The organism is Niallia oryzisoli (assembly GCF_043641075.1).
GTDB classification, from domain to species: Bacteria; Bacillota; Bacilli; order Bacillales; family Cytobacillaceae; genus Bacillus_BD; species Bacillus_BD oryzisoli_A.
This window is the reverse complement of sequence record NZ_JBHZRC010000005.1, coordinates 251,517-271,938: the sequence shown is the minus strand read 5'-3', so window position 1 is coordinate 271,938 and position 20,422 is coordinate 251,517. Positions and strand designations below refer to the sequence as shown.

The following is a 20,422-nucleotide window of genomic DNA, read 5'->3' as shown; positions in this document are numbered from 1 at the left end:
ATCAGTAAAAATCCAAGAAATTCAAGAAAAGGGGTTCGGAATGAGACCATTCCGAACCCCTTTTGTCGACAATCTGACCCAATCTATATGATTGGGTTTCCTAGATTTTTATTCTTGCGTAAGACTTCAATCAACCTACATTACATTACTATTAGAAAGCTCCCTATTACTTCGCAATCCTCGTTCTTCAAGAATTGGCAGCACATGATCGCGAAAGTAAGGAAACTCAGCATTATAATCGATAAAAGATAATGTCGTTCCCTTAAATCCAGCTTCAGCTAACGACGTAATACCGTCTGCTACCTGTTCAGGTGTTCCTACTAATGGAAATCCGCCATGCCCCAAAGCAAAGCGATCACGCATGAGGTTTAATAAATCATGCGGGAAGGATTGAGCATTGGCGAACTGCATATTAATGACATTTTCTACGGCTAACCAGTCTGCATTTGTTTTTACTACATAATCACGATATTCAAGTGCCTCCTCCTCAGTTGGGCGGCAAATAACATGGGAAAACGTTAATACATCAACAGAACGTCCTTTTCCACTAGCTTGATTCTTCAAATCTGCAATTTCTTCCTTAGACCGGGCCAAATCCATTGCAGGTGTAAATAGAAAATCTGCATTCTCTGTTGCAAACTCACGCCCCTCTTTAGATCCGGCAGCGTTAATAATCGGAATATCAGCAATGGGATGCGGGTCACTTTTCACACGTTTAAGATTGAAGTATCTTCCCTCCCAATCAAAATAATCTTCTTCCTGCCAAAGCTTTTTAACGACATGAAACCACTCTTGTGCATAGCCATATCTTGTTTCGTGATCCTCCGGTAAAACCAGTCCTAAGGCTTCGTATTCAGGCCTATGCCAGCCGGCAACAATATTCAATCCTACACGGCCTTTCCCAATTTGACTCATGGTAGCCATTTGTTTTGCTAATACGACAGGATGGTTTATTGCGGTATGGACGGTAGAGATGACATGAATATTTTTGGTTAATGCCAGAAGCCCGGTTGCCCAAGTGATTGTTTCAAGAACTGAACCATGAAAATCAATTTCTTCACCAGGAGTCCCAACCCAGCGTGCAACCGGAAGCATAAAATCAATTCCCGCCTCATCAAGCATTGTTCCTAACGAAAGATTGTTTTCCCAGGAGTTTACCCATCTCTCAGGTACCTTTGTAATGGACATCCCATTTGAACAATTGCTACAGAATGAACCAAGTAAAAATTGATCCCTTTTTAACACAGTTATATTCCTCCTATCCTTTTTCACAACATTTATTTACTCCTGGTAGCAATGTTCATCTCAGTTTGTTAGACAGAATCCCCTGCTTAATTATTTGTGATTAAATTCCCCGTTGTTAATTCACAAACAGAAAATAATGGGATTTGTTGAATAGCTGTGGCAGTTGGAAAAATGGCTTCGAAAATAAAATCATCCTGACTATGAAGAGCCGTTGCAGCACATTTTATTCCTTCTAGATTGAATACATAGATATTGTTATCCTCATTCCCTGCGTAAATCAACGTCTCCACATCCTTGCGAAAAGCGATTAGATTAGCTTTGCCTGCTAAATGTCGATGAGTTAATTCCAATGCAGTCTGTGAATTACCATGCTCATTCAATCTCTGAACATAATATTGGTAGCCTACCTCACTATCGGACGTCCCCTCTAATTTATAGGAAAACGAATCACGATAGTGCGAGTGATTATTAAAAAAACCATTATGCGCAAAGGCAAGTGAATGATCCTCGTTTACATAGGGCTGCGAGTTATAAAAGGATATGGATTTCATTAAGCTCGGTTTACGTAAGTGAACAAGATATTCCTTTGCTTGAACCCCTTCTAGCGCTTGGGCTGCAAGCTGATCCTTCTTTATTCCCTCTGTTGCCCGATATCTTCTGATTTCACCACTTTCGGATTTCCAGGCAACTCCCCAGCCAAAACCTGCTACTCCATATTCCTCGAGCAGCTTCGCATAATGAAAAATCCAATCTATTGGAATTGTTTCATCACTTTTAATGACTAATAGCTCACACATCGTTACACCTCTAACAGTATTTTTCTCCTTATTTCTGATGATATCTCCCCAGAAGGGAGGGCGCTCACACCTCCATATGGCAAAGTATTATTTCGGTATCCTAGGCTGTATCGTTTGATTCCAGGGTTTCCATAAATCTAGTTTTGAAAGAACCGCTAGTAACTGAGTATAATCCTCACGATTAATAGAGAGCCACTCTGGATCCTCTTCACCACCTGAATAGATACTCCTGTCCACTACTGAAGCCGTTCGAATCTCCTCTGCTAATTCTTCGTATATCTGAATGCTCTTTTTCAGTCGTTGATTTTGTTTGTACAGTTCGTCTACTGCTGGCTGATTATACATTCCTTTTGACATCATCCTCCCACCTTTGTGCAGTGTACGAAACGGAATTAGAAAATTTCAAAATACTCCCGATGCTCCCACTCGGTCACAATATTTTGATAATCCTCCACTTTTTCCTTTTCTACATAAGCCATATAACGGGAAATTTCACTTTCCTTCATTTTAATAATGTAATCCACAAACAATGGACCCATTTTATGCTGAAAAAGCGTACAATCGCGTAAGGAGTCTACTGCTTCCTGGAGATTTCTTGGTATCATCTCACGCTCATCCAGATAGGCCTCATCACAGGCTTTTCCAGGATCTAACCGATTTTCAATCCCGTCCAGTCCGGCAAAAATCTGTGAAGCAAAATAGAGATAAGGATTGGCCGCCGGCTCGCCGGCTCGATTTTCAAAATGAGTACTCTTAATACCGTAGCCGCCTAACACGCGAATCATCGTACCGCGGTTATCAACACCCCATCCGGCGCGGTCAGGAGCTAATGAGTTTGGCTTGAAGCGCTTATAACCATTAACGGTCGGTGTTGTAAACACAGTGGATGCACGGGCATGTTTTAGAATACCGGCAATATATTGTTTTCCAAGAACGGAGAGTGACTCCGTTTCAACTTCAGGCATAAATAAATTCTCGCCACTTTCAATATCCACTAGGGATTGATGTAAATGCCAGCCGCTTGAGAAAAAGCCAGGAATGGAAGGGCGGCACATAAAGGTTGCAAGGTATCCATGTCTACGGCAAATTTGTTTCACTGCTGTTCTAAACAGCAGCATGGCATCTGCGGCAGCGATCCCGCGCATCGGTGCAAAAGTCACTTCGATTTGGCTTGGACCCCACTCATCTTCAATCGTTCTGATTGGAAGCCCGAGATCTTCCATATTTGTCACAATCAGCTGAAGGATTTCATCAATTTCATCATTATGAGCCTCCAGCTGATATTGGTACCCTCTTGCTACCGGTCTTACCTTCGGTGGCTCGCCTGGACTTCCTGGTGCCCCTAATAGCTCCGGATTGATTTCATTATCGACTATTTTGGTTAAAGAAAACTCTACTTCCAAACCAGACAGTAAATCATAGCCCTTTTCGTTCAATTCCTTTAATGCTTTACGGCAAACCTGGCGGCTGTCAAACGGCAGCGGAGCACCTGTCTTTAAATACGCATCACATAAGATCCAGCCTGTCTGCGGTGCCCAAGGCAGTACCCGGAATGTTAATGGATCTGGGACAAGCGCGTAGTTCGGGCACCCTGTCATTTCTACTAAATCAAATCCTCCTCCTTTGACAAATGGGTTAAACACGATCGCATTAGCCGTGTCAAAAAAGAGCGGTCCCGTATTAAAGTCAATGCCATCCGTTAACGCACCTAGAAAAGCAGGAACAGTTAATGTCTTCGCTCTTGAAATACCATGCTGGTCAGACCAGGCTACTCGAATCAGACGCAAATTTTTCTCCTGAATCTCAGCACAGATTTTTTCCACAGCTGCAGTTTGCTCACTGTTCCATAATTGATGACGGGCAATAAAACCATCCTGACTAACCTGAAGGATTGTATCCATGTTCTTCATCCCCTCTTTATGGTTTGAATTTTTAGTATTTTTATAGAATAAAAGTTAGATTTTCATGCCCTTGATCTGAATCTACTAGATTGACCTGTTTCAGAGTGATTTTCCATTCACCATTTTCCTTCTTCAAACGAAAGCCGCACCAACCTGCATACGAATTTTTCTTCCCGCTTCGCAGCTCGGACAGCATGAAATTTGCCCTGACTCGTACTTGATCTACTCCTCCATCCTGCCAAACCTCCACATTACTAAACACGCGGATGGTTCTTGAAGGTGGAGTTTGCGACCAAGCATAGCCGGTTCTCAGCCGGTAAATGCGGTCCTCGAGCCGTCTGCGGTCGTCAAAGGCAAGCGAAACTTCCTTGAATGGATTTCCACCTCCTGGAATAAAAGGAACCCAATATAGGCATTCCGAAGAAAATAAATTAAGCCAATCCTCTAGCTTCCCTTCATCAAGAAGACGAGCTTCACGGTATATGAAATTCAGAATCTCCAGCCGGGTTTCCTGTGAGGCATACACGCCTTCATGGTCCCAGTCCCTCAAGCCTTCTAATAGATTAGTATAAAAATCTTCGTCCATATAAAAGGAAGCTTTTGAACTATCATTTGTCATCATGGCGACACTCCCTTCAATGATTCCTCGGAAGCTCTCATTTCTGCCCCTTCACTCATGAGTCTTTTCCACTCCTGAAAATAATTGCGAATATGCAGCTCATCTGTGACAGGTCCTGAAATAACACCTCGCTCATCGATCGTCTGACGTCTCGGTACACCAAGTCCGCGTCCGGTATGAATCCATTCAACCTCCGAAATGGTTAAGCCCATATGACACTCTTCAAAGTTAGTCATATCATCCGGCTCACCAAAAGCAGGAAAATCTTCTTGTGTTCTCATTCGTAACAAGTTAATTTCCTCTGGCAATCCTTCAACCGTTGTTGAATACCAGATTAGCTCTGTCTGATCGACTTCATATGGTTGAATGACCTGGATTTGATTCCCAATTAATAATAAATTCGGGAAAATATTTAAATTCATTTGCGCTCCAATTGCTTGATCGAGCAAGCGGTCTGCCTCCTGGTAGCGCTCCCTGATTACCGCTTCAAATACCTCACGGCCCGGCTGTGGACGCTGCTGCTTCCAATACTCTCCCGGATTTTTATAATTGGGACGCTGATCAATCAACGTATGCCCGTTGCCAAGGTATTGAACACTCATTGCGCTTAAGTCTGGATTATCAGCAAAATAAGTCATATCTTTATTTTCACCCATTCGTCCGCCCATCTCGAGCAGAGAACGGTGCGAAAACATCACATGATAGCCGTCAGCCGCGTTGTCATACGTTAATTTCCAATTCCCTTTATAAACCATTCGATGTGGGTTCCCGACCACAATCTTTTTTCCATCATAACGATCAAGCCACTGATCGAGGTAATCACGCGCTGCTCCTAAATGATCAATCAATGCCGGGGCCTCGGGGTTGATGGTTCCAAATATAAAGCCGCGATAGCTTTCCACCCTTACCTGTTTCAAACCCCACTCCTTTTTATCAAAGTCTTCGCTATAAGCCTTTGGCCATGGGACACCAGCAAGTTCGCCCGTGTTCTTGAAATTCCAGCCATGATATGGGCAGGTGAACAGCTTAGCCGAACCTCGATGATTTCGGCAGACAGTTGCACCGCGGTGTGTACAACGGTTAAACATAGCTCGGAATCTGTCCTTATCATCTCGAACTACAATGACAGGCCGTTTTCCTAAATAGCTAGTTTTATAGTCATTTACCTTCGGGATTTCACTTTCATGGGCTAAATACACCCACGCCATACCAAAGATATTGTTCATTTCTTCAGTAAATATTTCTTGGTCAGTATACAGCTTCCGATGTACTCGGTCTGGTTTAATAAGCGCATCCCATTTTGATTTACCCATTTTCCTTCACACCCTTTGATTAAAAGATTCCTCTACAATGCTAAATAACCGCCATCTGCCACTAAGGAAGTACCCGTTACATAAGACGCTTCATCAGAGGCTAAGAATAGAATACAATTCGCAATCTCGGCAGGATCTGCGTATCTTCCAAGCGGCTGAACGCCCTCAACAGCCTGCCAGAATCCGTCTAAATCAGGCGTATGCACTGTCGTAATTTGATTCGTCTTTGTTACGCCCGGTGCCACACAAGTAACACGAATGCCGTCCTTAGCGTAGCGAGTTGCAAGTGATCTGGTTAGCTGCAGAATCGCCGCCTTCGTCATGTTATATAAAAAGGTACTCTTTCCTAACATTTCCTGACCGACATATCCAGAAACAGAGCTTAAGTTCACAATGACTCCCCTCTGCTGCTTGATCATCTCTGGAATGACATTTTTGCAATTCAAAAACATGCTTTTTACATTCGTCGCCATCACATGGTCAAAATCCTCTGAGGTTGTTTCCGTAATATCTTGAATCCAGTGAATGCCTGCATTATTTACTAAAATATCAATTCTGCCAAACCGCTTTAAAGCCGTTTCCTTCAAAAGCGCTGCTGTGCTTTCCAGTGCAATGTTCCCGCTGACAAGAACACACTGATCCTTCCGTGCTATTTCCCCCGCTAGTTCTTCTAGAGTAGCCTTATTAATATCATTTAATACTAACCGTGCCCCTTCATCAGCAAAGCGTTTCGCCGTTGCCCGTCCAATTCCGCTTCCTGCTCCTGTTATAATGGCGACTTTATTACTTAACCGCTGCAGCTTCATCCATAATTTCCTCCTTTAAAAATGGTAATAATTCAGCTGGGTCCAGTCCTAAATCCATCACACCGATTTGATCTAGAACAGCATCTTCATTCGGCGGCATAATGGGTGCTGTAAAGGCATCGCGAACCATTCTCTCAAATGGCAGCCCTTTGATTAAGCCGTGAGCACCACAAGCAATAGACGCCGAGCGTATGGTTTTGCTGACTGCCTGCATCATAATATATTTCGCTCGTAAACAAGCGGCATATGTTTCAGGACCTGCCCCTTTCGTATCATGAGTCCAGGCTGCATAATAGACCATGAAACGAGCTGATTCCATTTCGGAGAAAATTTCTCCTGCGCGCAGACGCATCGAAGGATGGTAGCCCATTGGCTGCGCATACCCTTTCGGCTTGCGGGTAATTAATGTTTCCTTCACCCAATTAGCAACTCCCCGTCCGATGCCGTAATACAAGGAGGCAAATGTTCCGAATGCCCATGCAGCATTTTTCATAATAAACGATTCTAAGAAAGCGTCGGTCTTATGCAATACCTGACTTTCCGGAACAAAAACATTATTGTATTCTACGGTGTTACTGCGGGTTGCACGCATTCCCAATGTATCCCACACATCAAATACCTTGATGCCTTCTGACTTTGTATCAATAAAGAAGCCGATGCTGCTTTGCGGGTTCGGATCTCCCTCTGGATGAGCAAATAAGTACACATAATCACTCGCTTCAAACATGGAAGAAAATGCTTTCTTTCCGTTTAATAGATAGCCTCCATCTACCTTTTTCGCGATTAATGAAGGCGTATAGGATTGGCCAATCAAACTGGAGGACGTCGGCTCGGAAACAGATTGGCAGAGTAGTTTCCCCTCTTTTATGACAAGATCAGCAACATATTGTTTCATTTCCTCAGAGATTTCAGGATTTTCCATGATGGCTGCTGTTCCTGATGCGTGCATATTCCAAGACATAGCAGTGGCAGCACAGCCTTGAGCGAGCTCCTCAATTGCAATCGTATAGCCTAAGAATCCAGAACCAAGACCACCATACTTTTTCGGGATCGTTAAGCCAAACAAACCTGCTTCATAGAGCTTGCGATAATTTTCAACCGGAGAAGTCCGATCACGATCGTGATCTGCCGCACGCTTTGAAAAATCTACCGCTAACTCCTTACATAGCTGTTTCCATTGCTTTTGCTCTTCAGTTAATTCGAAATTAATACCCACTATTCATCTCTCCCATTAATAAATTGTAAAGAATATGCTTTTAACAAAAGGTGATTTAGTATGCCATCAGTAAAGAGCTTAAATTAATTAGATATCAGCCTGTTTTTCTTTTGCTAAAGAGGCCTGGACACCCCATACACTTAGTACAGTGTAAAAAATAAATGCTAGAGGAGCTGATATGAAAACTGGAACACCAAACCAATTTAATTGATAGCAGGTCATTCCAATGATTGTACTAAGAACAAGTGTAATCAGACCCTTCCAATTTACTGCAGGAATATCGGCAAGGTTTTCAATGCCTTGCTTACCCATTTTCATTTTTCCCCTGATAAAATAGTAGTCTGTTAAAACGATCGTCACCCAGACACATAAAAGCACACTTCCAAACGTTAAGAATGCCTCAATAAAGTGCAGAATGTTTCCAAAGATAAAAAGAAGCGAGATGATATTTGCCAGCACAACCATAACAGCACGGCCAGGGCGCCAATTAAAGCCAGAATCGAACAGGTTAACAAGTGCCAATGCCCCTTCATAGGAATTTCCCACCTGAACCTTTGACTGAGAAAAAATAATGGTCAATAGTCCCCAGATTCCACCACCAAGCACCAGCATGATACCTGGATTGGTAATAGCCGCCATCCCGGCTGCACCAACATCCATGCCTTGTTTTAGAAAATAATCCATTGTAATTTGATATCCAAAGTAGGTAATGATGGCACCAAACACCATGGTTACACAATAGAGGGAAATATTTGACGCTACACTAACCTTCACCACATCTTTTGGCGATTTAGAAAATCGGGTAAAGTCTGAAACGACAATGGCCAATAGACCGGCCATGACGATGGTTGAATTCAAAGCAATGGCAAATCCCTGCCCTTGAGTCATATTTGGAATGAGAATCCCGTGGGTTACAGCATCCATTAATGATCCTTGATTCATAAGAAGATACACCATAAATAGCAGCATTAGGAAAAGAAGAGGAATCATGATCTCAGCAACACGAGAAACGATTTTACTGCCAAATAGAGAGAGAGCAATCCAGATTCCGGTCATGATGAGATAAAAGATGAGTTTTACAGTAAACGTTGGTTCAATATCAAAGTAGAAGAGAAGAGAATTTCCGATTAACACACTTTCCATGCCAAGGAAGCCAATAATCATAAATGCCCAGATCAATGATCCAAAAGCAGAACCCCTCGTTCCAAAAGCATAGGCCCGCGAAATAATATTACTCGAATAGCCATCACGGAAAGAAATGATACCTAATGATATAGTAAAAAAAGTACTGACCAGAAAAGCGATAAAAGCAGCAAGCATTCCCATCCAAAATCCGGCCATATAGGTAATTAAACCTCCTGTAAGCAAAACAGCAAGACTTGAACCGATTCCAGCTCCAACTGCTGCCAGCTCTCTCCAAGGACGTCTCATCTCCGAAGGAACAGCTTCAAGGGAATAATCTTCCATCATACTTTCCAAATTTTTCTTTGACATTCATTTCGCCCCCATACTTTGGAATATCCTGTCTGTCCCGGCGAGGAGCTCCTACCAATAGCCGTGGTATGGCCCCTCTGTAGGACAGGCACGGCAACATTATTAAATCCTTTTTATACCAGCATTTGCTTTCTTAATTCTTCGGTTGCTTCAAGATTAACAGTACCTGTTTCGGAATCGATTTCAACTCCGTATTCCCCCTTTGCTTTTTCAACCGAAAGTAATCCTGACAAGACCTCTTCCTGAACCTTTTGCGGGTCACGCTGCACAGGTGAACCGTAGCCGCCTCCGCCTCCACAGTACATTTCCAGCCAAGTTCCCGCTGGAACCCGAAAGACCATGTCCTTAGATCCTACCTTCTGAGTCGTTCCATCAGGGAAATGGAGAATATAATCATTGCTTGTCCCTTCACCTCCACCAAACAGGCCTTTTGGAACTTCGGCTCCTTCATATTCCATCCCGTCTCCAAGCGTACCGACCGAATTGTTGTCTCCGTCGATCCTCATTTTTACATAGGTTCCATATCCGCCCCTGAATTGACCAGAACCGGCTGAATCAGGTAAATACTCATACGCCTCCATAAAGAAAGGATCTTTAATTTCTAACATTTCCGGGTCCTGTGAACGCATGCAACCCGCTGCTCCGGCAAAGCCGATTCCGTTAAAGCCATCATAGCCATCTAATGCCCCCTGTCCACCTTTTGCCATGAATCCAAAGTCAAAATATGGTTCATTTTTGCGCGGATCCATTCCTGAGAATACCGGCGGACAAGCCTTACACCAGCCAGCTGTTACTTGATCCGGAACGGCTTCCTTAAAGGCATTCATAATTGCTTCCAGAAGGACATCAGCAATTTGGTTGCCAACAATCGTGGCTGCCGGAAAATTCGGGTTCAAAATACTACCTTTTGGAAAATAGCATTCTAATGAGGAGAACAAGCCTTCATTAGAAGCAATTTCCGTTCCCGGATTAATCAGCATCAGATACGCAATAGCGCAAGCTGCCTTTGCGCCAGCAGGTGGCATATTAGTGAATCCAGGCGCTTGTTTATCTGTGCCGGTAAAGTCCATCTTTACTTTGCCATCCTCAATCGTAATATGAACAGCAATCTTATATTTCCTTAATGGATCTACTCCATCAGACACCATATAGCTTTCACCATAATACGTCCCTGGTTTCCATTTGCGGACAATTTCCCTCGTTTGTTTTTCAGTTGCTTCTATTATATAGTCCAAATGACTGCGGAAGGTTTCCAGCCCATATTTTTCAATAATAGTTAACAGACCGCGTTCGCCAATATTGCACGCACCAATCATGGCCTTAACATCCTCTTCAACAATTTTGACGCGCGTATTGGCAAACAGCATTTTCCATACATCAGGAATGATTTTACCTTTTTTCACGATTTTCAGTCCCGGAATCCGGATTGCCTCCTGCCACACCTCTGTATGCTGCGGATTATAGCCGCCTGCAGTCGCACCTCCAAGATCGGATAGATGACCTTTACTGACTGTCCAGCCTACTAGTTCATCCTGATAGAAGACTGGTTTATATATTCCAACATCATGGGTTTGATTTCCACCCTCATAGACATCATTGTGAACAATGACATCTCCAGGATAGAGATTGTCTTTAAATGACTCCATAATATAAGGCAGGGCCGGCTGGGCACCAAAACCAATGATAGGAATGTTTGCACTTTGCTCCATCATTCTTGTTTTATGGTCAAATAATCCGGTAACAAAATCACCGGCTTCATTGAAAACAGGAGAGCGAGATGTTTGCTGCAGCACCTTTGCCATATCATGTGTAACTGCATTTAATCTCCGTTGAATGACCGAAGCTAAAATCGGATTAATGGTTTGATTGTTCTCACTCATATATCACACCTCTTTTTTCCTCGATAAAGTGTTGAATGGAATCCTGGGCCGTTTCTTTACTATGCATAATATAATTATCATTTTTATCAACAATGACATTAAAGCATTCCGATACGATAATGGTTGTCACTTTTTGCTCTATAATTGCAGGTCCGATGACTACATTGCCATGTACTAAGGCATCTCCATCATAAACTGGTGTTTCAACTAACTTACCTGCATTCCCGTGTGACATTGGCCGCTTTCCTTTATAAGCGTGTTGCGGGGAGTGTCCCTGAAAGTCAGCATGCTTCATATTTGGCTTTTGCGTAATACCTAGCGCAGACAAATTAAAATTGATAATCTCAACTTCCATTTCCGGTGTGCTATAGCCAAATAATTGATCATGCCACTCATGAAACTTATTTTCTATTCCATCAAGAGTTAACGACTTCATTTCTTCCTCAGTAAAAGGAACATTAACTTGGAAGTATTGGCCTTTATACATCATGTCCAGGCTGTAGTGATATTTCATATCCTCGTCCTTCACTCCATCTCCCTTCAGCTCATGAGCACCCTGCTCTTCCAGCTGCTGGAATGTACGAAGTACTTCTGTCAGCGTTGTTGTTTTTGTGGAGGTACGGAATACCTTTACAAAATCATGGCGCAGATCAGACATCAGCATACCGGCTGCACAGAAAATAGAAGACTCCTTCGGAATAATCACCAGCGTGCTTTCCAGCTCCTCAGCGATGGCTGCAGCATGCAGAGGTCCTGCTCCTCCAGCACACACGAGTGGGAATTCGCGCGGATCATAGCCCCTTTTCGTCGTAATTTCCCGGATTCCATTCGCCATATTGACATTCACCATATCAATGATGCCCTGTGCTGCTTCTTCTACCGAAATACCTAATTTATCTGCCACTTCTGTTTTAATGGCTTTTCTTGCTGCCTCTGTATCCAGCTGCATTTTGCCACCAAGAAAATAGGATGGATTTAAGTAGCCAAGTACTAAATTGGCATCTGTAACCGTTGGCAGCAACGACCCAAATCCGTAGCAGGCTGGTCCTGGATTAGCGCCGGCACTTTTCGGCCCAACATGAAGCAAACCTCCTTCATCAACCCAGGCAATCGAGCCGCCTCCAGATCCAATTGTATGGATATCGACTGTCGGCAGGCTGATTGGCCAATCAGCAATTTCACCTTCCGTGCGGATTAACGGGTAGCCGTCTTTGACCAGGGCCACATCAAAACTAGTTCCCCCCATGTCCATCGTTAACGCATCCCCGATACCATGAGGTTTTAAATACCAACTGCCAGCAACTGGTGCTGACGCAGGTCCCGATAGTAGCGTATTGGCCGCTTTCAGAATAGTTGCTTGCGGTGTTGCAACTCCGCCATTAGACTGCATAATTAACAACGTGCCGTTAAACTGTAATTCTTCTAGTTTTTGAGTTAAATTAGTTAAGTAATTTTTTATGATTGGGCCGATATATGAATTTAATACCGTCGTACTGCTTCTGTCATATAATCGGGAACGAGGGACCAGTTCGCTTGAAATGGTCACATAATGATGTGGTAGCTTTTCACGAACCATTTCACCAGCTCTTTTTTCATGATCCGCATTTGCATAGGAATGCATAAAACTAATGGCAACCGCCTCTACTCCCTGCTCGCGGATATAATCGATTGCCTTATTAATATCCTGTTCGGATAACGGAGCGATTTCTTGACCTTTGTAATCCATTCGCTCTTCAATTCCAATTCGCAAATGACGAGGCACAAAAGGTTTAGGTGAAATATATTGATTGTTATAGGCATCCGGCCGCAACCCTTGACGCATCTCAAGAACATCACGGAAGCCCTTTGTGGTTAACAGCGCTGTTTTGGCACCTGAATAAGTAAGTGCCGCATTCGTACCAACCGTAGTCCCGTGGACAATCAGCTCGATTTGTTGAATAAACTGCTTGAGCTCCATCCCACGGTCCTGAGCCATTTCAGTAAGACCGTTAAAAAATCCAATCGTCGGATCCTTTGGAGTGGAAAGTGTTTTATAAACGGTTGAGTTCCCCATCTGGTCCGTTAACAAAAAATCAGTAAAAGTTCCTCCTACATCAATGCCAATACGGTATTTCATTTATGTCACCTTCCCTTTATTAAAATGACTTCATGATTTCGTTTGGACAATCGTTCAGCACCGTTTTCAGTAATGACAAATACATCAGACATATAAGCTGACTTTTTCATATCTGGATTCATAATTTGTGGATGGAAGCTGATGACCATGCCTTCTTTTAAATACAGTAGCTGTTCATCCTCCTCGCCCGGTACCTCTACACCAATAAATGAGGTTCCGGTTTGCCGAGCAACAAACGGCCTTTCGATAACATCCATTCCAATTCCGTGTCCGGTGAGATGACCGCATACCGTTCCAGCATCGGCAGCCATTCTTTCCAGCTCTGCCTGTACATCTGTCACTTTCACACCGGGTTTCATTGTTTTTTCCGCATAATCAATTCCTCTTGCAACCAGTCGTGCTAATCTTTCCATTTCTTCATCTCGATTTCCAAAGCAGAACATCCGTGAATGCTCCACCCAGTGGCCGCTCGGTCCGGTAATTTCCAGTGACACAATTAAATAATCGTTATCCTTAATGATGCGTGGGCGTGGATTCAAAAAGATTGGTTCAACTGCTCCCTTTTCTTCACTCGATAATGTTAAAAAAAGTGTATCCTTAGCGCCTAAAGCATGTACCGTTTCATAAGCGACAGAGACGGCTTCCTCTTCTGTCATTCCTGGACGAATATGTTCAATAATCCTGTCAAAGCCCGCCTCTATGATACGATTGGCTTCTTTAACTCCTGCAATTTCTGTTTCACTTTTAATGGAGCGAATCTCCTCAAAGGCAACACTAGCATCTACCCATTGAATATTTGGGAGCTCTTGTGATAGATACTTATAATCTTCAATTTTCATCGTATTATTTAAGCCAATGACTCCGACAATACCGCTATCGATATTATTTTTTCTAAAAATTCTGACTACTTTAAGTATCTCATGGTCCTTCGGAAACAGTGTATCGGGAACCCTTCTGTCCGTGCACCAGTGTAAACCGGATGGAAGAATTTGAAATTGCCCTTCCTCTAACACGATCCCATATCCATAACGATGAATTAAATGGTTATCAAATAGATAACGCAAGGAGCCCTTTTTCCCCAGATAAGAATCTGCAACAAATAAGATTGCTTTATACCCCTTCTCCTTTATAAGAGATCTCACACGACTTAGTCGCTGCTCTCTTTCAGATTTTTCTATTGAAATAATCATAGACTCTCCTCCTTTTTTCTAAATATTCTAAAAATTCTTAATCAAATAATAATTTATCTGATAACCTTTGTAAATACGTTTAATTGTTAATAATTTTTACCTTTATATTGAATCAAGAGTTGTTAGAAATACATTTCGAACCTACATCCTTCACTACGAACCTAGGTCTACAGAATGTAGAGCTCTAGCAATAGATACAACAGCTTTATTGTCCAGTTGTTGTATTCCTTGGATAATATAGGTAAAATAGTTGATTTTAATTATTTTGAATTTTATAATAATTATAAATATGGTAAATGTATGTTTATTTTACATTTATCATTATTAAGTCTAATTAAATGGTAATTTTACTATTCCATATGTTGTCTAGAATTGACAGTACAATGTAATGTTTTCTACTATTATTTTTTTTACAAATAATATAAAAGAGTGTGAGATGATGATGTTGTTTAAAAATAAAAAACTATTAACTTTATCTGAACAAATCGCAGACCAAATAAGAACAGCCATTATAAGCAGAGATTTAAAGCCAGGGGACAAGCTCCCACCCGAACAAGAACTGGCCAGCCAATTTCAAGTTAGTAGGCCAACCATTCGAGATGCAATTAAACTATTAGCAGCATCCAAATTAATTGTGACAAAGCCAGGAGCAAAAGGAGGCCATTTCGTTGCTGAAATTGACCTCAATGCCCTGATCAATGACATCAGTGATTATATTTCCCTTTCCTTAAGTCTTGAAGGAATGACAATTGACGAGGTAATAGAAGTAAGAGAAACAGTCGAGTTAAAGTCCTGTTCCTTGGCAGCCTTAAGAAGGACAGACGAAGATTTAATCAGACTAAGGGAATGTCTGCCAAGCATAGATTCCGGCGTTTCTAGTAAATTATTCTACGAGCAGGATTATAAATTTCATCAAGCGATTGCCAAATCAACCCATAATCGGATGGTCATTATTACGATCGAAGCGATTACTCTTTCATTAAACAAGTTCTTAACTCATGCTGATTGCCCAGAATCACTAAGAAAAGAATTAATTCAGCAGTTATATGAAATCTATGAAGCGATTGAACAAAAAAATCCTGATCTTGCTGCCGCAAAGATGGGTCAACATCTCAGCCTGTTCATGAATTTTATGCCAGAGCCTATGAATAAATGAAACACAAAGATTTGGTGGCCTACTTCCCAGCTTTACCTCTCTTATCCGGTAAAAAAAAAAGCGATAAAGCAATCTTTCCTCGATCGCTTTATCGCTCCTTAGTAAGGACCCAATCTAAACGTTTGGTTCAACAAATGCCCATCTATAAATCCCTATTTTTCACAAGTTTTAACACACCAATAATAGCCTCTTCTGCTGCCTGCTCTTTTGTTTCTCCGAAGCCATTATGACAATACCACTCCGCGTTTTCAGCAATTGCGATAGCATGCCAATGGCTGCCATTCCGGAAGATATCAATCAAAACACCGCATGTAGGATCATCATAGTGGTATCGCTCAGTTTGTCTGATTAAATCAAAATCAATTTTCATTTAAATCTCTCCTTAAGGGAAACTTTCCATATCAGGAGATATTTTTTGCAGATGAACGATATATATTCAACAACGAAAATTACCCGCTTAAACCAAACCGATTTCCTGATTCATCAAAGAAGGTATCAAATTTTCCAAATCGAAAATTATTTTCATAAATTGAGTTTAGTATTTTGGTGATTTCTCGTTGTACATTTTTATCCTCATGCTCAGGTATGCCCAACGGTGGCTTCTTAGTTGTACCTGGTTTGTCAATATAAGTTCTTCTTACAAGTATTGGATGATAACTTTTCTGTTTAAGCCTCTTTACTAAATCCTCAATACTTTGATTTAAGTTTTCTTAATATTGTTCTTTAGTTGTTCCTTTTATTCCTGTTGCGTCCGAGCGTTTCCTAAAAAGTAAAAAGGGCCAATCAATTGATTAGCCCTGCAGTATTTAAATAATACTTTTTCTAAAAGTTGAAAATGAGAAAGCAACCCGAGAAATGCCTTTTCGCGATAAATCACAATTTTTAACGAGGTTTAATACGTCTTCTGCTCTGTCTAACCCGTAAGTACTTGTCAAACTAGGGATTAAAATAGAGCATCTGGGTTAAATCATGTTTTCTCGTTTAGACAGAAATGGTTTGATCCTGCAATACTGTATCAACTGGAATATAGTTATAACCATGTGCTTCAGCTACAGCTTTATAGGTCACTTTTCCATCAACTATATTTATACCTTTAGCCAATGCTTTATTATCTAACGCCGCTTGTTTGTATCCTTTATTTGCAATCTGCACACCATATGGAATCGTCACATTTGTTAATGCGAGTGTTGATGTGCGTGCCACGGCGCCAGGCATATTTGCTACCGCGTAGTGTAGAACACCGTGCTTTTCATACGTTGGTTCATTATGTGTGGTAATTCGGTCAATCGTTTCAATGGACCCGCCTTGGTCGACAGCAACATCAACGATTACTGAGCCTGGACTCATGTTTTTCACCATTTCCTCTGTCACTAATCGAGGAGCACGAGCACCTGGAATGAGGACTGCACCCACCAATAAATCGGCTTTTTTTACTGCCTCTGCAATATTATGACTATTGGACATCAAAGTCTTTACGCGTCCTTGGAACAGGTCATCGAGCTGACGAAGACGATCCGCGTTAATATCCAATAACGTGACTCTTGCACCTAAGCCGAGGGCCATTTTTGCAGCATTCGTTCCAACAATCCCCCCGCCTACAATTACCACTCCTCCCGGCGAAACGCCAGGTACGCCGCCTAGTAGAACACCCTTGCCGCCTTTAGATTTCTCTAAAAATTGCGCCCCAATTTGAATGGACATTCTGCCTGCTACTTCACTCATAGGAGTTAATAGTGGAAGAGAGCCGTTCTCTAATTGAATCGTTTCATAGGCAATCGCATTGACCTTATTTTCAATTAACGCCTTCGTTAACGCAGGCTCTGGAGCAAGGTGAAGATACGTATAAAGAATTAAACCTTCTCGGAAATAACCGTACTCTTCTGGAAGTGGTTCTTTTACCTTGATCACCATTTTAGCGGACCATGCTTCCTTTGCTGAAGAGACAATTTTGGCACCGGCTTCAGTATAATCGTTGTCTGTAAATCCGCTCCCTAAACCAGCACTTGTTTCTACCCACACCTCATGTCCATTATTTTTAAATGTCGTTACTCCAGCCGGGGTAATAGCTACACGATTTTCGTTATTTTTAATTTCCTTTGGTACTCCAATAATCATCTTAAAAAACTCCTTTTTTCATTCGATTTTTTTATAAAAAACAAGATTGATAGGACACGAGGACAGGTTCCTCGTCCCTCTGTCCCTAGACAACATAATTAGACAGCTTCCCAATTCCCTCTACTTCCACCGCTACGACGTCGCCTGACTTCATCGGACAGCTGCCGGAAGGCGAACCGGTAGCCAGCACGTCACCTGGCTCCAGCGTCATCACTTGTGAAATCCAGCTGATAAGGTAAGGAATGGAGTGTGACATCTGATTCGTGTTGCCTTTCTGAACGACTTTTCCATTTAATGTGGTGACGATTTGTAAATGGGTTGGATCGATTCCTTTGACAATCCACGGGCCTAATGGACCGAACGTGTCAAAGCCCTTGCCGCGTGTGAACTGAGGATCCCTTTTTGTTAGGTCTCTTGCCGTTACATCATTAAAAATCGTATAGCCAAAAACATAATCCATGCCCTCTTCTTCACTGATGTTTTTACCGCGTTTCCCAATAACAATGGCCACTTCCCCTTCCATTTCTACCTGGTTCGTTAATTCACTGGAAGGAAGAATGATCTCCCCTTCATTTGGAATCAAGGAGGTTGTTGGCTTTAAAAATAGAAAGGGTTCCTTGAGATTCGCCTTTCCCCCCGTTTCCTTTGCGTGTTCAGCATAGGTCCAGCCGAAATTAATCAATTTTGAAGGCGTTACAGGCTCCAATATTTTCACATCACTAGATTTAAGTCTTACACCATCAAAGGTTAATTCATTGTTAACAATCTCAGAAAAATCATTTTGCAATTGTAAAATTTCATCATCCTCAACGATTCCGTAATAGATTTCACCGGCAGGATTCTGATAACGAACAATTGTCTGCATTTTTTGCAGTACCTGTGTGACCATACAAAATCAACCCCATCTACAGTTTAAAACCTTGCCTAAGATTTAATTTAATCCTTATCCAGTAGAGCTGCCCCCGAAATTCCGGGCTTTGTCATCTCATATGGATTTAAAATTAATTCCAGTTCCTCTTCCCTTAAAACATCATATTGCAAACAAAGCTCCCGTACGGGTTTTCCATTTAAGATAGCCTCTCTGGCAATACGTGCGGCTACTTCATATCCGATATGCGGATTGACGGCTGTTATAATCCCGACACTTTTTTCTACGTACTCTTTTAAACGTTCCTCATTTGCTTCAATGCCTTTTAAGCAATGCTCTGTAAAAGCATGGAAGGCATTATTCATGATGCTTATCGACTGAAGCAAATTAAAGACGAGAACCGGCTCCATCACATTGAGTTCAAGCTGACCTGCCTCTGAAGCGAGACAGATGGTATGATCATTACCAATGACTTGGAAGGCTACTTGATTCATCATTTCAGGCATGACTGGGTTGACCTTTCCAGGCATAATCGATGAGCCTGGCTGGCGAGAGGGCAAGATCAGTTCAGCTAATCCTGCACGAGGACCTGAAGCCATTAATCGGATATCATTAGCCATCTTAGACATATTAATCATACAAACCTTTAAGCTAGCAGAAACCTCCGTATAAGCATCTGTATTTTGTGTGGCATCAACAAGATGATCCGCATTTTGTAATGGAAGCTGACTTATCTGCGCTAGATAACTGACAACCTTTTCAATATAACGAGAATCTGCATTTAATCCTGTTCCTACAGCTGTTGCTCCTATATTTACCGTATATAGATGTTCACGTGTTTGCTTAATGCGCTTTATATCCCGCTCCAGCACGCGGCTGTAGGCTTCAAACTCCTGCCCCAGTCTGATTGGAACGGCATCCTGTAAATGGGTCCGTCCTATTTTGATGATAGGGTCAAATTTTTGCGCTTTTTCCTGAAACACAGCCCGCATTTGACTCATCGTTTGTAATAGCTTCTCTAATAAATGGAGCGTTGCGATATGAATAGCCGTTGGGAAGACATCATTGGTTGATTGCGACATATTGACATGATTGTTAGGACTCAGAAGCATATATGATCCTTTTTCATGGCCAAGCAGCTCAAGCGCACGGTTTGCAATGATTTCATTGATATTCATGTTCATCGATGTACCTGCCCCGCCTTGGATGGGATCGACAAGGAATTCATCCAGTCTTTTTCCCTCAATCATCTCATCGGCCGCTTGCACAATCGCATTTCCGAGCCCCTCATATAAACGTTTCACATCCATATTCGCAAGGGCTGCAGCTTTTTTAACAATCGCTAAAGCTTTAATCAGCTCTTCATGAACCGTATATCCTGTTATCGGGAAGTTTTCAACGGCACGCAGTGTTTGTATCCCGTAATAAGCTTCCTTAGGGACTTCTTTTGCTCCTAGAAAGTCCTTCTCTATTCGTACTTCTTGATTTTCTATTGTATTTACCACAATGCTACCCACCTTATTGATCAATCACCCTGCCTTTACATCTTGAAATGTAATCGGTATCTCTTCGGTAAATGAAAGCCAATTTTTCGTACCGTTAGCAGGGTGATTTCATTGCAAATGCACTTGGAAAAAACTTATCTATCTTGACTGAGATCCCGTTTCTTGATAATTCAGACCTTTATCCATAGAATAAGTCATTCT

The 20,422-nt window shown here is 42.0% G+C and carries 17 protein-coding genes; 1 reads left to right on the top strand and 16 read right to left on the bottom strand.

Features of this window, described 5'->3' with window-relative positions:
* Positions 1-135 precede the first annotated feature (135 nt).
* From ACHUFV_RS16810 to ACHUFV_RS16755, 12 genes are all read right to left on the bottom strand, one after another.
* Positions 136-1,245, bottom strand: coding sequence for an LLM class flavin-dependent oxidoreductase (locus tag ACHUFV_RS16810; protein WP_394236132.1), 1,110 nt, complete (start codon positions 1,243-1,245; stop codon positions 136-138).
* An 86-nt stretch (positions 1,246-1,331) separates the two neighbouring features.
* Positions 1,332-2,042: a class II glutamine amidotransferase gene (locus tag ACHUFV_RS16805; RefSeq protein WP_394236130.1), complete on the bottom strand. Its 711-nt coding sequence runs from the start codon at positions 2,040-2,042 to the stop codon at positions 1,332-1,334.
* Positions 2,043-2,129: 87 nt separating this feature from the next.
* Entirely contained in the window at positions 2,130-2,399 is a 270-nt protein-coding gene (locus ACHUFV_RS16800; RefSeq protein ID WP_394236128.1) for a hypothetical protein, read from the bottom strand.
* Positions 2,400-2,434: 35 nt separating this feature from the next.
* Entirely contained in the window at positions 2,435-3,943 is a 1,509-nt protein-coding gene (locus ACHUFV_RS16795) for a glutamine synthetase family protein (protein ID WP_394236126.1), read from the bottom strand.
* A gap of 40 nt (positions 3,944-3,983) precedes the next feature.
* Entirely contained in the window at positions 3,984-4,562 is a 579-nt protein-coding gene (locus ACHUFV_RS16790) for an aromatic-ring-hydroxylating dioxygenase subunit beta (RefSeq protein ID WP_394236124.1), read from the bottom strand.
* Positions 4,562-5,875 (bottom strand): aromatic ring-hydroxylating oxygenase subunit alpha, encoded by a 1,314-nt coding sequence (locus tag ACHUFV_RS16785; protein WP_394236122.1) that lies wholly within the window; start codon positions 5,873-5,875, stop codon positions 4,562-4,564. The genes ACHUFV_RS16790 and ACHUFV_RS16785 overlap by 1 nt, the downstream gene beginning before the upstream one ends.
* A gap of 32 nt (positions 5,876-5,907) precedes the next feature.
* Positions 5,908-6,681: an SDR family NAD(P)-dependent oxidoreductase gene (locus ACHUFV_RS16780; RefSeq protein WP_394236120.1), complete on the bottom strand. Its 774-nt coding sequence runs from the start codon at positions 6,679-6,681 to the stop codon at positions 5,908-5,910.
* The gene (locus tag ACHUFV_RS16775; RefSeq protein ID WP_394236118.1) at positions 6,659-7,897 is read right to left on the bottom strand and encodes an acyl-CoA dehydrogenase family protein; all 1,239 of its coding nucleotides are present in this window, start codon (positions 7,895-7,897) and stop codon (positions 6,659-6,661) included. The genes ACHUFV_RS16780 and ACHUFV_RS16775 overlap by 23 nt, the downstream gene beginning before the upstream one ends.
* An 87-nt stretch (positions 7,898-7,984) precedes the next feature.
* Positions 7,985-9,391: a purine-cytosine permease family protein gene (locus ACHUFV_RS16770; protein ID WP_394236116.1), complete on the bottom strand. Its 1,407-nt coding sequence runs from the start codon at positions 9,389-9,391 to the stop codon at positions 7,985-7,987.
* Positions 9,392-9,504: 113 nt separating this feature from the next.
* Positions 9,505-11,271, bottom strand: a complete 1,767-nt coding sequence (locus ACHUFV_RS16765) for a hydantoinase B/oxoprolinase family protein (RefSeq protein ID WP_394236114.1) — start codon at positions 11,269-11,271, stop codon at positions 9,505-9,507.
* Complete coding sequence (locus ACHUFV_RS16760) at positions 11,264-13,387, bottom strand: hydantoinase/oxoprolinase family protein (RefSeq protein WP_394236112.1); 2,124 nt, start codon at positions 13,385-13,387, stop codon at positions 11,264-11,266. Before ACHUFV_RS16760 ends, ACHUFV_RS16765 begins: the two co-directional genes overlap by 8 nt.
* A gap of 5 nt (positions 13,388-13,392) precedes the next feature.
* A complete protein-coding gene (locus ACHUFV_RS16755; protein ID WP_394236110.1) occupies positions 13,393-14,577 on the bottom strand; it encodes a M24 family metallopeptidase in 1,185 nt (394 codons plus the stop codon).
* Positions 14,578-15,016: 439 nt separating this feature from the next.
* Here ACHUFV_RS16755 and ACHUFV_RS16750 point away from each other — a divergent pair, with 439 nt between their 5' ends.
* Positions 15,017-15,733 (top strand): FadR/GntR family transcriptional regulator, encoded by a 717-nt coding sequence (locus ACHUFV_RS16750; protein WP_394236108.1) that lies wholly within the window; start codon positions 15,017-15,019, stop codon positions 15,731-15,733.
* Positions 15,734-15,875: 142 nt separating this feature from the next.
* On the opposite strand, the gene ACHUFV_RS16745 is transcribed toward ACHUFV_RS16750, so the two are convergent.
* The 4 genes from ACHUFV_RS16745 to aspA all read right to left on the bottom strand — a co-directional run bounded on the left by ACHUFV_RS16745 (position 15,876) and on the right by aspA (position 20,209).
* Positions 15,876-16,103 carry a hypothetical protein gene (locus tag ACHUFV_RS16745; protein ID WP_394236106.1) on the bottom strand — a complete coding sequence of 76 codons (228 nt, stop codon included), beginning with the start codon at positions 16,101-16,103 and terminating at the stop codon, positions 15,876-15,878.
* A gap of 611 nt (positions 16,104-16,714) precedes the next feature.
* Positions 16,715-17,848, bottom strand: a complete 1,134-nt coding sequence (gene ald / locus ACHUFV_RS16740) for an alanine dehydrogenase (RefSeq protein WP_394236105.1) — start codon at positions 17,846-17,848, stop codon at positions 16,715-16,717.
* A gap of 85 nt (positions 17,849-17,933) precedes the next feature.
* A complete protein-coding gene (locus ACHUFV_RS16735; RefSeq protein ID WP_394236103.1) occupies positions 17,934-18,737 on the bottom strand; it encodes a fumarylacetoacetate hydrolase family protein in 804 nt (267 codons plus the stop codon).
* Positions 18,738-18,784: 47 nt separating this feature from the next.
* Positions 18,785-20,209, bottom strand: a complete 1,425-nt coding sequence (aspA, locus tag ACHUFV_RS16730; RefSeq protein WP_394236144.1) for an aspartate ammonia-lyase — start codon at positions 20,207-20,209, stop codon at positions 18,785-18,787.
* Positions 20,210-20,422: the final 213 nt, after the last annotated feature.

Coding starts and splice junctions, on each gene's coding strand:
- ACHUFV_RS16805 (WP_394236130.1), bottom strand. CDS start 2,042: ATGTGTGAGCTATTAGTCATTAAAAGTGATGAAACAATTCCAATAGAT.
- ACHUFV_RS16800 (WP_394236128.1), bottom strand. CDS start 2,399: ATGTCAAAAGGAATGTATAATCAGCCAGCAGTAGACGAACTGTACAAA.
- ACHUFV_RS16795 (WP_394236126.1), bottom strand. CDS start 3,943: ATGGATACAATCCTTCAGGTTAGTCAGGATGGTTTTATTGCCCGTCAT.
- ACHUFV_RS16790 (WP_394236124.1), bottom strand. CDS start 4,562: ATGACAAATGATAGTTCAAAAGCTTCCTTTTATATGGACGAAGATTTT.
- ACHUFV_RS16785 (WP_394236122.1), bottom strand. CDS start 5,875: ATGGGTAAATCAAAATGGGATGCGCTTATTAAACCAGACCGAGTACAT.
- ACHUFV_RS16780 (WP_394236120.1), bottom strand. CDS start 6,681: ATGAAGCTGCAGCGGTTAAGTAATAAAGTCGCCATTATAACAGGAGCA.
- ACHUFV_RS16770 (WP_394236116.1), bottom strand. CDS start 9,391: ATGTCAAAGAAAAATTTGGAAAGTATGATGGAAGATTATTCCCTTGAA.
- ACHUFV_RS16765 (WP_394236114.1), bottom strand. CDS start 11,271: ATGAGTGAGAACAATCAAACCATTAATCCGATTTTAGCTTCGGTCATT.
- ACHUFV_RS16760 (WP_394236112.1), bottom strand. CDS start 13,387: ATGAAATACCGTATTGGCATTGATGTAGGAGGAACTTTTACTGATTTT.
- ACHUFV_RS16755 (WP_394236110.1), bottom strand. CDS start 14,577: ATGATTATTTCAATAGAAAAATCTGAAAGAGAGCAGCGACTAAGTCGT.
- ACHUFV_RS16750 (WP_394236108.1), top strand. CDS start 15,017: ATGATGTTGTTTAAAAATAAAAAACTATTAACTTTATCTGAACAAATC.
- ACHUFV_RS16745 (WP_394236106.1), bottom strand. CDS start 16,103: ATGAAAATTGATTTTGATTTAATCAGACAAACTGAGCGATACCACTAT.
- ald (WP_394236105.1), bottom strand. CDS start 17,848: ATGATTATTGGAGTACCAAAGGAAATTAAAAATAACGAAAATCGTGTA.
- ACHUFV_RS16735 (WP_394236103.1), bottom strand. CDS start 18,737: ATGGTCACACAGGTACTGCAAAAAATGCAGACAATTGTTCGTTATCAG.